At 37.9% G+C, this 12,283-nt stretch carries 9 protein-coding genes; 7 read left to right on the top strand and 2 right to left on the bottom strand.

Features of this window, described 5'->3' with window-relative positions:
- Positions 1-82: 82 nt before the first annotated feature.
- Positions 83-2,593 (top strand): preprotein translocase subunit SecA, encoded by a 2,511-nt coding sequence (gene secA / locus ABNX05_RS19545; protein ID WP_349661232.1) that lies wholly within the window; start codon positions 83-85, stop codon positions 2,591-2,593.
- A gap of 78 nt (positions 2,594-2,671) precedes the next feature.
- Here secA and ABNX05_RS19540 read toward each other — a convergent pair.
- Positions 2,672-4,245, bottom strand: a protein-coding gene (locus tag ABNX05_RS19540; protein WP_349661231.1) for an IS3 family transposase whose coding sequence is annotated in 2 segments (ribosomal slippage) — positions 2,672-3,603 and positions 3,603-4,245 — 1,575 coding nt in all. Because the reading frame shifts where the segments join, the coding sequence is not laid out codon by codon here.
- Positions 4,246-4,631: 386 nt separating this feature from the next.
- Between ABNX05_RS19540 and ABNX05_RS19535 the strand changes: the two genes are divergently transcribed.
- Both ABNX05_RS19535 and prfB read left to right on the top strand, forming a co-directional pair.
- Positions 4,632-5,186: a competence protein ComK gene (locus ABNX05_RS19535; protein WP_079559524.1), complete on the top strand. Its 555-nt coding sequence runs from the start codon at positions 4,632-4,634 to the stop codon at positions 5,184-5,186.
- A 148-nt stretch (positions 5,187-5,334) separates the two neighbouring features.
- Positions 5,335-6,439 (top strand): peptide chain release factor 2 gene (gene prfB, locus ABNX05_RS19530; protein ID WP_386830232.1). Its coding sequence is split into 2 segments (ribosomal slippage): positions 5,335-5,409 and positions 5,411-6,439, totalling 1,104 coding nucleotides; the frame shifts between segments, so codons are not numbered across the junction.
- Between the two features lie 103 nt (positions 6,440-6,542).
- Here prfB and ABNX05_RS19525 read toward each other — a convergent pair.
- The gene (locus tag ABNX05_RS19525; protein WP_349661230.1) at positions 6,543-7,052 is read right to left on the bottom strand and encodes a competence protein ComK; all 510 of its coding nucleotides are present in this window, start codon (positions 7,050-7,052) and stop codon (positions 6,543-6,545) included.
- A 224-nt stretch (positions 7,053-7,276) separates the two neighbouring features.
- On the opposite strand from ABNX05_RS19525, the gene ABNX05_RS19520 reads away from it, so the two are divergent.
- The 4 genes from ABNX05_RS19520 to uvrB all read left to right on the top strand — a co-directional run bounded on the left by ABNX05_RS19520 (position 7,277) and on the right by uvrB (position 12,276).
- Positions 7,277-7,519 (top strand): IDEAL domain-containing protein, encoded by a 243-nt coding sequence (locus ABNX05_RS19520; RefSeq protein WP_349661291.1) that lies wholly within the window; start codon positions 7,277-7,279, stop codon positions 7,517-7,519.
- A gap of 644 nt (positions 7,520-8,163) precedes the next feature.
- Positions 8,164-8,757, top strand: a complete 594-nt coding sequence (locus ABNX05_RS19515) for an RNA polymerase sigma factor (protein WP_349661229.1) — start codon at positions 8,164-8,166, stop codon at positions 8,755-8,757.
- Positions 8,729-9,856, top strand: a complete 1,128-nt coding sequence (locus tag ABNX05_RS19510; protein WP_349661228.1) for a DUF4179 domain-containing protein — start codon at positions 8,729-8,731, stop codon at positions 9,854-9,856. The genes ABNX05_RS19515 and ABNX05_RS19510 overlap by 29 nt, the downstream gene beginning before the upstream one ends.
- 440 nt (positions 9,857-10,296) lie before the next feature.
- Positions 10,297-12,276 (top strand): excinuclease ABC subunit UvrB, encoded by a 1,980-nt coding sequence (uvrB, locus tag ABNX05_RS19505; RefSeq protein WP_349661227.1) that lies wholly within the window; start codon positions 10,297-10,299, stop codon positions 12,274-12,276.
- The last annotated feature ends 7 nt before the right edge of the window (positions 12,277-12,283 follow it).

The following is a 12,283-nucleotide window of genomic DNA, read 5'->3' as shown; positions in this document are numbered from 1 at the left end:
TCATGCTAAGGACTCTGTTTGCATGAATATGTTATACAATGGTAAAATGAAAGTTGAGACTATATAGGAAGTGAAAAAATTCATGGTAAACCTATTAAATAAATTATTTGATTTCAATAAACGTGAACTAAAAAAATTAGAAAAAATCGCTGACCAGGTTGAGGGATTCGCTTCTCAAATGGCACAGCTTTCAGATGATCAATTACAAGCGAAAACAGAAGAATTTAAAAAACGCTTTGCCGACGGAGAGCCTTTAGAGTCGATTCGTGCGGAAGCTTTTGCCGTTTGTCGTGAAGGGTCAAAGCGTGTGTTAGAGATGTACCCATTCCGTGTACAAATTATGGGTGCTGCGGCATTAGATGAAGGTAATATTGCAGAAATGAAAACTGGTGAAGGTAAAACGTTAACGGCTACGATGGCTGTTTACTTAAATGCCATTACTGGTAAAGGCGTACATGTTGTGACGGTCAATGAATATTTAGCGGGTCGTGATGCTGAGGAAATGGGACATCTGTATAATTTCTTAGGCTTAACGGTTGGTTTAAATTTGAACAGCCTGTCAAAAGAAGAAAAACGTGCTGCTTATGAAGCTGATATTACGTATAGTACGAACAATGAGCTAGGCTTTGACTATTTACGTGATAATATGGTGCTTTATAAAGAAGAACGTGTACAACGTCCGCTACATTATGCGGTAATCGATGAGGTTGACTCGATTTTAATTGATGAAGCGCGTACGCCATTAATTATTTCGGGTCAGGCTGGAAAATCAGCACAGCTTTATAAACAGTCTAATGCGTTTGTTCGTATGTTAAGTGCGGAAACAGATTACACATATGAAGAGTCGACGAAGGGTGTTACGTTGACAGATGCTGGTGTTGAAAAGGCAGAGAAAGCATTTGGCATTGATAACCTATTTGATTTAACACATGTTCGTTTAAACCATGCGATTAACCAATCGTTGAAGGCACATGTAAGTATGCATAATGATATTGATTATGTTGTACAAGAGGGTGAAATCATTATTGTTGACGGCTTTACTGGTCGTTTAATGAAAGGTCGTCGCTACTCAGATGGGCTGCATCAGGCAATCGAGGCCAAAGAGGGCGTAGAGATTCAAAATGAATCGATGACGATGGCGACAATTACATTCCAAAACTATTTCCGTATGTATCAAAAGCTTTCAGGTATGACAGGTACAGCGAAAACAGAGGAAGAGGAATTCCGTAATATTTATAATATGAGTGTTGTGGCGATTCCAACGAATAAGCCGATTGCTCGTGATGACCGTCCTGACTTAATTTTTGCTTCGATGGAAGGAAAATATAAAGCGGTGGCTGCAGATATTGCAGAGCGCCATAAAGCTGGACAACCAGTTCTTGTCGGTACTGTTGCTATTGAAACATCTGAAATTATTTCGGATTTATTGAATAAACATAAAATCCCACATAACGTTTTAAACGCGAAGAACCATGAGCGTGAAGCAGAAATTATTGCAAATGCTGGTACGAAGGGTGCTGTAACGATCGCTACAAACATGGCTGGTCGTGGTACAGACATTAAGCCTGGAGAAGGTGTAATGGAGATTGGTGGTTTAGCGGTAATTGGTACGGAGCGTCATGAATCTCGTCGTATCGATAATCAGCTGCGTGGTCGTTCTGGTCGTCAAGGGAACCCAGGGGTTACTCAATTCTACCTGTCACTAGAAGATGAATTAATGCGTCGTTTCGGCTCGGATAATATGAAATCCATGATGATGAAATTAGGGATGGATGATTCACAGCCACTTCAATCTAAAGTTGTTTCAAGAGCGGTAGAATCAGCTCAAAAACGTGTTGAAGGTAATAACTTCGATTCCCGTAAACGTTTATTACAATATGATGATGTGCTACGTCAGCAACGTGAGATTATTTATCAAGAGCGTTACGACGTATTAGAAACAGAAAATATGCGCGTGCTTGTTGAGTCGATGATTCAAGAAACAATTGATGAAATTGTAGCAGTGTATACGCAAGGTGAGCAGAAGGATTGGAACTTAAAAGCGATTGATGACTTTGTCGCTGCAAACCTATTAGATGAAGGCGTTCTGAAGGTGGAAGATTTCCAAGGTAAATCTGCAGAAGAGATTAACCAACTAATTTCGAACACTGTCCAAGCACGTTATGATGAAAAAGAAGAACAGCTTACATCAGAGCGTATGCGTGAATTTGAAAAAGTTATCTTATTACGTTCAATTGATACGAAGTGGATTGATCATATTGATGCTATGGATCAGCTACGTCAAGGTATCCACCTTCGTGCATATGGTCAAAATGACCCACTTCGTGAGTATCAACAAGAAGGCTTTGCTATGTTTGAGGATATGGTTGCTTCTATTCGCGAAGATGTAGCAAAATATGCGATGAAAGCAGAAATTCACAATAATTTAGAGCGTGAGGAAGTTGCAAAAGGTCAAGCTGTTAATCCGAAAGAGGATGGCGGTTCAGCTCCGAAAAAGCAACCTGTCCGTAAGTCTGAAAATATCGGACGTAATGATTTATGTCCATGTGGAAGCGGTAAGAAATTTAAAAACTGCCATGGTGCAGGTCAATAACAGTATGATGATGAAAAGACCATTTAACGATATGAACTGCCCCCCGTCAAGTAGACAGCGGAAATAATAAAAAATGTATTAAGCGGCTTGAGCCCTAAATTCTAAAGGACTCAAGCCGTTTAATCGTTTCTGGTAGCGATAATGATTATAAAAATGAATATAGTCATCAATCGCTTGTTTTAACTCTCCATATGAATCGTACTTATGTAAATAATACTTCTCACACTTCAGCGTGCCCCAAAATGATTCAATTGGTCCGTTATCAATACATCGACCTACACGCGACATACTTTGTGTCATATTGGCTGTGTCCACAATTCGCTTAAATTCCTTCGATGTATATTGAAAACCCCGGTCACTATGTATTAGTGGCTGTTCGCCTGATTGTAATAATTGAATGGCTGATTTTATTGTATTAAAAACAAGGGAATTATTATTCGAATGACCCAACACATAACTCACTATTGAACCATCATATAAATCGTTAATAGCACTTAAATAAGCTTTTTTTCCGTTCCCATACTTAAACTCTGTGACATCTGTACACCATTTTTCATTTGGCTTTTCCGATGTAAATTCTCGTTTTAATACGTTCTCCGCCACATGATGCGCTAAGGATTTACGATAAGGTTTGCGCTTTCTCCTAATAACAGACTTCAATCCACTAATCTGCATTAAACGATAAATAAGCTTCTCATTAACCATCGGTTGATTATTTTCTTTTCGCTGACGATTGATTACCAACGTCACACGACGATAGCCGTAAATACCATCTACTTGTTGATAAAGGAGATGAATGTCCTTTAAAATTGCTTCATTTTCAACTTCTCTGTTAGAGGGCTTGCGACTTAGCCACTTATAGTAAGCAGCACGCGAAACACCTGCGATTTCACATAGTAAAAGAATCGAAAGTTCTTCCTTTTGATGTAATTCTTGAATCGCTAAATAGCGTTGTTGTAGACGAATTTGACTTAGTGACGCCTCCTTTCGAGTTCCTCTAACTTTTTTAAAAATAGATTTTCTGCACGTAAACGTTCATTTTCACGCTCAAAACGTTGAATCTCTAATTTCAATTTCTCCTCAACGGTTAATTCGACTTCATCTTTTGTGCGACCACGGCGATCACGTAATCCCTCTTCACCGTTCGTTTCAAATTTCTTCGTCCATTGATACACCTGTTGATACGAAACACCATAGGTGTGAGCTGCCAACTGATAATTTTTCTGGTGCTTCAAACAGTACTCGACAATCTCAGTACGCTCCTCAAAAGTTGTCTTTCTTCTTTCTGTCATAGCTTGACTCATTCCTTTACCTGAATCTTTTAATTCACTATGACCAGTATACTTTTTTACCCACCTTTTTAAAACTGAGGTACTGCTAATCTCATATTTCGCCAACACCTCCATCTGTGAATAGTTCCGTTGAATGTAGTCTTCTACAGCCGCTAATTTTAACTCTTTAGAATAGAATTTACATGAAGTAGCTTCTTGTAATCCTTCACGTCCACCTGCCTCATATTTCATTTTCCATCTATGAAAAGTTTGATGGTCTAATGAAAACCTTTCACACAATTCATTGATAGAATAGTGACCTTCTTCGAACAATTGAAGGATATGTAGTTTTAACTCGAGTGGATGTTTGCTTCGCCCCATAAAAAATACTCCCCTTAGATAAACAGATTTTATTTTTTAATCTGTCTACTTAATAGGGAGCATATCAATAAGTTAGAATGGTCTTTTTTCTATGTTTAGGATATTTTCACGAATTAACACAATAAAAATATCGGAAAATTCAGAATAAGGTACATAATACTACAACAATAGGTAAATAGTTCAATGAAAAGGGTAATGTTTATAACTTTTTTTTGATTTATTATCAATATATGTATATAGTCTGAAAGTTTTGAGAAATAACAGAGGAGGTGATTGATATGTGGAGATAAAAAAATCCTCGAGAACAGCAGTCCGTGAAAGACCTTCTCGAGGAAATACATTGGAGTATACCAATATATTTCTAAAAGACTAAAGGAGGGTTAACAATGCAGTATGATGACATTATGAGTAGTGAAACGATGCTGTATAAGCCGGAGTATGATGCTTTAGGAAACTTGTGCACGCGCGTAATTGAAAGGGATAACGAATATATTTCAAAATTAGCGCCGACAAAATTAATGGATTATAATCTACGATATTTTGGTTCAAGTTTAAGAGGGGCTCTCGATGGATCGAGAATGATTCTAGGAAAGCTGAATAAAAATCCAATAGTTGTTCATGAACGAAGTAATATTGTATGGTTTCCGAGTAAGTCTTATATACGACCTGAATGTCAATGGTTTGCTGTCCATCATATCCTGGACTATCAAGCTATGGATAAAAAGAATACAAAAGTAATTTTTATGAACGGCTATGAAATTACTGTGGATCTAAGTTTCAGATCATTTGAATACAGAATTCAAAGAGCATATTTACTAAAATATAAACTGGAAAAACGAACGAAGCTACTAGTTCAATATGATCAAGGTAGAGTATTCCCGCGAATGACGAACAATGTTATCTTTGACGATGATAAAGATAGAAACAAAACTGTGTTGTAAAACAGTATGTTTTCCTTCGTAAAAACGTTATAATGAAGAGATACGGGGCTTGAAAGAAAATGAGCGAGAAGTATTTTAAAATCATTTCTTAACCTGATTTTTAAGCTTTTAAAACCAGCCCCATCAAAAACGTTCGGAGGATTTAACAATGATTGAATTAGCAGATGTACGTAACGCGTTAGACACTTCAGCCAAAAAATTGGCGGACTTTAGGGGGTCTCTTTGACTTAGAAAACAAAGAGGCACGCATGCAGGAATTAGATGAAATGATGCTTGAGCCAGGCTTTTGGGATGACCAGCAAGGTGCACAGGTAGTCATTAATGAGAGCAATGGCTTGAAGGCAATTGTTAATGAATATAAAGATTTAGTGGAAACACATGAGAACCTAGATATGACGCTAGAGCTATTGCAAGAAGAACCTGACGAAGAATTGCAAGAGGAGCTAGGCAATGAATTAGTAGAATTCCAGCAAAAAATGGGCGATTTTGAGCTGCAATTACTATTAAGTGGCCCTTATGATCAAAACAATGCGATTTTAGAGCTACACCCAGGAGCAGGTGGTACGGAATCTCAGGATTGGGGCTCAATGCTACTTCGTATGTACACACGCTGGGCTGAAAAACGTGGCTTTAAAGTGGAAACAGTTGATTATCTTCCTGGTGATGAAGCAGGTATTAAATCTGTAACATTGTCCATTAAGGGTCATAATGCTTACGGCTATTTACAAGCAGAAAAAGGTGTTCATCGTTTAGTACGTATTTCACCGTTTGACTCTTCGGGTCGTCGTCATACATCATTCGTTTCTTGCGATGTTATGCCTGAATTCGATGATAATATTGAAATTGATATTCGCACAGAGGATTTAAAAATTGATACGTATCGTGCAACAGGAGCAGGTGGTCAGCATATTAATACGACAGATTCAGCTGTTCGTATTACGCACACTCCTACTGGTACTGTCGTACAATGTCAGGCAGAACGTTCACAAATTAAAAACCGTGAAAAAGCTATGACGATGTTAAAAGGGAAGCTCTATCAATTAGAGATTGAAAAGCAGCAGGCACAGCTAGATGAAATCCGTGGTGAACAGAAGGAAATCGGCTGGGGTTCACAAATTCGTTCATACGTATTCCATCCTTACTCAATGGTGAAGGATCATCGTACAAATGAAGAAACAGGTAATGTAGGCGCGGTGATGGATGGCGATTTAGATCCATTCATTAATGCATACTTACGTTCAAAAATCGGGTAATGAAGACCCCTCAGAGCACAGTAAAATTGTGCTTTTGAGGGGTTTTTATTTTCATTCAGCAGAAAGCGTCAGCTACAATTACGCCAAGGCGAAATTGATTGCTTTAAAAAGGTGGGTGATTCGGGGTGTCCTGACTAATCTGCTTGCGTTCATTCATGTAATGCTTATATAACATCGATGCATTGACAAATTGCTTGCTAATCGATGCATATTGAATGGGTAATTCAATTTGTTTATCGTTTTTCAGTGTGACGATACAGCCCGTTTTACTTGGTACAATATTCGAAATGGCGTGAAGGCCAATCCAGATGTTGTGGACAGAGTTTGGCGAATAGATGGGTAGAAAAATACACGGGTAACCATAATCATAAGCAACAACGATTGGAAGCTTATGCTGATTACCGAAGAAGCGTTTAGCGGAATGCTTTGCTGCTTCATAGGTTGTTCCTAGCGAAATACAAGATTTTCGTAATATATGCATTGGCTTTCGTGTAACGATAAGTTCATTATGCTTATCAATTACCCGAGTGAAAATTTTAGAGTCGTACTGAACTGGTTGAAGTAAATAGGTGTTAAAAGAAAGTAAATATCCATTGACGTAGTTTGCTGACATCTATGTAAGCCTCCTTTTCTATTTCTTCTTGAAGTGTAAAACACAAAATTAAATTCAGAAAATATAGATAAACGAAGGAGGTTCGTGCTATTTCAAGCAATTGCTTAGAAAAATTGCTTAAAATAGCACGAGAATAATAGTAAATCGAAGTGATTTTCAGTTCGTAAACATTGCATTTTAATTTCAATTTTCTTATAATTTAGAAAAGGATCGAGGTGAGATCGTTGGATAAATATTATTCGTATACAGATTTTCTAAAAGCCGTTGGTCAGACAAAGAAAGTTGATGAGGCAGAGAAATTATTAAACGAGATTTATTTAGATTTATTTTTAAATCATATCCAGCGTAAGCATCGTGAAGAGCAGCTCATGGTTCTGATAGATAGAGCACTCGATGACAAAGATGAAAACGCATTTCATCTATACGCAAACGAACTAGTAGATTTACACCAAGAGACAACTGAATAATATGACGAGCCCGCTCTCTGTTATTGGAGGGTGGGATTTTTTTGTGGTTTTATTTGCAAGATTGATGAGTGAGTACCTTGAATTCGTTAGGAATGTAGAGTAAGGAGATATATGGTTTCCGACCCGGGCCTAGACCTTTTTGGTTAAAAGTGATTTTTAAAGGAACTTAACCAAGTCTCTTTTGTAGAAAATGATTTATGCAAGGATTTTATACACTTTATCAGGCGTATTGATTAGGAAAATATAGGTTTGTTATTGGCTAATAAAAGAATTTTTTTGTTGATATTTTGCTTATGTATGCCCATTTTAACTGATTGTAGCGTAGGGCTACTCGACTCCCGTGGGAAAGCGAGACAGACTAGACCCTGCACGGAGCGAATGTTTTTTCGTGCGAAAGCGAAGCGGCAGCGGCAAATGTTTTATCTGTGCGAAAGCGAAGCGTCAGCGACAAAGCGAGTAGCCGTAGCGGAAATCAGAGCCTTCAAATTAATTAGAGTGGAAAAAAAGGGGTAATCAACACGCTTGCCACGTTATAAGTGTCCTAAGTTTGTGTCGCTTTATAAAATTTTTCCCGATAAGTTTTTTTATAGTGTCACAAATCCCCAATAATTTCAGTTATATAGGTTAGAAAGGAGGGGAGATATTTGACTGTACTGAATAACTCCAAGGAAAAAGCCGATTTAGATATAAAATCTATCGTGGAACAAGTTCAAACAGGTGATATTCATGCCTATACAGAAATAATTCGTTGTTTTCAAAAGCCAATATATATTTACTGCTACTATCTTTTAGGAAACAAAGAAGAAGCTGAGGATGCTTCACAAGATATTTTTATAAAGGGTTTAGAGAATATTAGTAAGTTTTCTTATACTGTTTCTTTCTCAGCATGGCTTTATAAAATTGCGCATCATCACTGTATTGATTTAATAAAAAAGAAAAGTAAAGGCTATAAATTTTGGACAAGTTTTAAGAAAGAGCATGCGTACAAGTACACTCATGAACAAGAATTTCAATATGACGATATCATTCATGAGTTATTAGAACAGTTACATATGGACGAAAGAAGGATTCTGCTACTTCGATCGATAGAGGAATATAGCTTCGACGAAATCGCTGCTATTATGGAGCTTAAACCAACTACTGTTCGAAAAAAATATGAACGACTACGTAAAAAATTGGTGAAAAAGAATAAGTTAGGAGGGGACATTTATGAACACGCGTTCAAAACAGGAGGATAAAGAATTAGAGCAGTTAGAAAGATTTATTCGAGAAACACCTATAGAAGTTGATTTGGTTAATCGAACTATGAACAAATTCGAAAGCACTCGTTATACAAAGCAGCCAGAAAGTTCTAGAACCTCTAAGAAAATGCGTCAAAGAGTGGTGATGATTACAGCCTCTGCAGCAATGATTTTTAGTCTTATATTTATTACTAGCTTAGTTTCACCAACTTTGGCTGCCACGATCAAACAAGTTCCCGTGCTTTCATCTATTTTCAAACTTGCTGGTGATCTTGGTCTGCAAACTGCTGATGAAAAGGGACTTTCAACTAAACTTCATACAAGTGTTGCTCATGATGATTTTACATTAAGTGTATCGGAAGTAGTATATGATGGTACGCGTGTTTCAATAGGTATTGAACGCCCTCATATAAAAAATGAGAAAGAAACTTTACAGGATCGAATCAGTAATATCGAATTGTTCATTAATGATGCTCCTGTTAAATCCTTTGCTCCGGATAAATCTATTGGAATTGCTACGAAGCCAGGTAAAGATAATGATTCTGCTATTATTGAGTTTTCTGATCTGAGAAATCAAGGAGGAAGTCCTTTCCCAGAACAGTTCGATTTAACAGTATCGGCTACAATAGCTGGCATACAGGATCCTTTCAAATTTGATATTCCTGTGAAAAAAATCGAAAACTATCTGACTATACAACCTAATGTAAGTCGAGAATACAAAAATATTCATTTTAGTGTTGAAAAAGTCGAATTTACACCAATAACGACAGGATTAACTACACGAGTCGTTTTAACTGACAACTCAATTTTTACGCTACCATCACTCACGATGGGTGTAGATATTTTTGATGATCAAGGCCATAAACTTAAATTGATTGGCGGAGATGGGTGGAATGCTACAAATGGAAACATACATATTTCTGATCGTAGATTCCAACCATTTGAATCTATTCCCAAAACAATAACCCTTAAGCCGTATATATACCTTTTTGATGAAAACGAAATGGGGGCATTTCAAATGGATGAAAATGATGAGCCGAAGATTCAATATATTCCTGAGCTGGAGGTTACACTACCGATTAATTCACAAAAATAAAAAAGTAGAGAAAGTGGGGCAAACCTCATTTTCTCTACTTATTTTTATTTCATATTAGTTATCACTTTTTCAATTAAGCAGATCAGTTCCCTTCAATCTACCTGATTATTTTTCCACTTACTCGATCAAAACCCCTAGGCTCCGCTTATTTAACCCTTTAATAAACCTGAACCCGATGAGCAATTCATCACCAAACAATGAAATTCCTGCTTAGATCATGTATTTACATAACCTCATCTCGATTAGCTAACATTTGGAAAGGGTAATCTATTGATAGAGACGTTCTGATTAATTATTGTAGTACATACGTTCTGTTGAATTCATCTCAAATAGAGCAAATGAAAAAATATTTACAAACATTCGTTCGTTAAATGTTCGAATTTTTAATAGCGCTATGCTAAAATATATGTACAAATTGGAAGGAAAGGACGGGGACATGTGTGCAAACATTTGATTTACAAGCGCCATATACGCCTAGTGGAGATCAGCCACAGGCAATTGCGGAATTAGTGGAGGGTGTGCGTGCAGGTAAACGTCATCAAACGTTGCTTGGGGCAACAGGAACGGGAAAAACGTTTACAATCTCTAATGTCATTAAAGAAGTAAAAAAACCGACACTTATTATGGCACACAATAAAACACTAGCGGGTCAATTATATAGTGAGTTTAAAGAGTTCTTCCCTGATAATGCAGTTGAATACTTTGTCAGCTACTATGATTACTTTCAGCCAGAGGCCTATGTACCGCAGACGGATACTTATATCGAGAAAGATTCAAGCATAAATGATGAAATTGATAAGTTGCGTCACTCTGCGACATCTGCATTATTCGAGCGCGATGATGTCATTATTATTGCATCTGTGTCCTGTATTTATGGTCTAGGTTCTCCAGAAGAATATCGTGAACTGGTCGTATCAGTGCGTACGGGAATGGAAATTGAACGTAATCAGTTGCTTCGAAAATTGGTCGATGTACAGTATGAGCGTAATGATGTGAGTTTTACACGTGGGACGTTTCGGGTACGTGGTGATGTAGTGGAAATTTTCCCAGCATCCCGTGATGAACATTGTATCCGCGTGGAATTTTTCGGGGATGAGATTGATCGAATTCGCGAAGTGGATGCGTTAACTGGAGAAATACTAGCAGAGCGTGATCATGTTGCTATTTTCCCAGCGTCCCACTTCGTTACACGAGAAGAAAAAATGCTAAAAGCTATTGATAATATTGAAAAAGAGTTGGAGGAGCGTTTAGCCCTTTTGCGTGCAGAGGATAGATTATTGGAGGCGCAACGTTTAGAGCAACGCACTCGTTACGATTTAGAAATGATGCGTGAAATGGGCTTTTGCTCGGGTATTGAAAACTACTCGCGTCATTTAACATTGCGTGAAGCGGGGGCAACGCCATATACACTACTTGACTATTTCCCAGATGATTTTTTACTTGTTGTCGATGAAAGTCACGTTACTTTGCCACAAGTTCGAGGGATGTATAACGGTGACCAAGCACGTAAAGGTGTGCTTGTTGAGCATGGATTCCGTTTGCCATCAGCACTAGATAACCGCCCTTTACGTTTTGAAGAGTATGAGAAACATATACATCAAGCTATTTATGTATCGGCAACACCTGGTCCGTATGAGCTTGAGCATACGCCGGAAATGGTGCAGCAAATTATTCGTCCAACCGGGCTGCTTGATCCACAAATTGACGTACGTCCTATTGAAGGGCAAATTGATGATTTAATCGATCAGATTCAAGATCGTATTGCACGTAATGAACGAGTGCTCGTTACAACATTGACGAAAAAAATGTCAGAGGATTTATCAGCTTATTTGAAAGAGATGGGCTTAAAGGTGGAGTACTTGCATTCAGAGATTAAGACGCTAGAGCGAATTGAAATTATTCGCGAGCTACGAAAAGGTACTTATGATGTTCTAATCGGCATTAACTTATTGCGAGAAGGGCTGGATATTCCTGAAGTTTCGCTTGTGGCGATTTTAGATGCTGACAAGGAAGGATTTTTACGTTCAGAACGTTCATTAATTCAAACGATTGGACGTGCCGCGCGTAATGCTAATGGTCATGTCATTATGTATGCAGATAATATGACGGATTCGATGAAAAAGGCGATTGAGGAAACGAAGCGTCGTCGAGCATTGCAAATGGCGTATAACGAGGAGCATGGTATTACACCGAAAACGATTGTGAAGAAAATTCCTGATGTTATTCGTGCGACACAGGTGGCAGAGGAAGAAGAGACTTACGTAGCGAAGGCTACAAAAGGTAAGAAGCTGACGAAGGCGGAAAAAGAGCAGTTACTTGCTACGCTAGAAGTAGAAATGAAGGAAGCGGCAAAAGCACTCGATTTCGAACGTGCTGCTGAGCTGCGCGATACAATATTTGAATTGAAATTAGAAGGGTGAACGGCTT

This window comes from Lysinibacillus zambalensis (genome assembly GCF_040183165.1).
GTDB classification, from domain to species: domain Bacteria; phylum Bacillota; class Bacilli; order Bacillales_A; family Planococcaceae; genus Lysinibacillus; species Lysinibacillus zambalensis.
The sequence above is the reverse complement of the archived record's forward strand: the minus strand, read 5'-3'. Positions and strand labels throughout refer to the sequence as shown.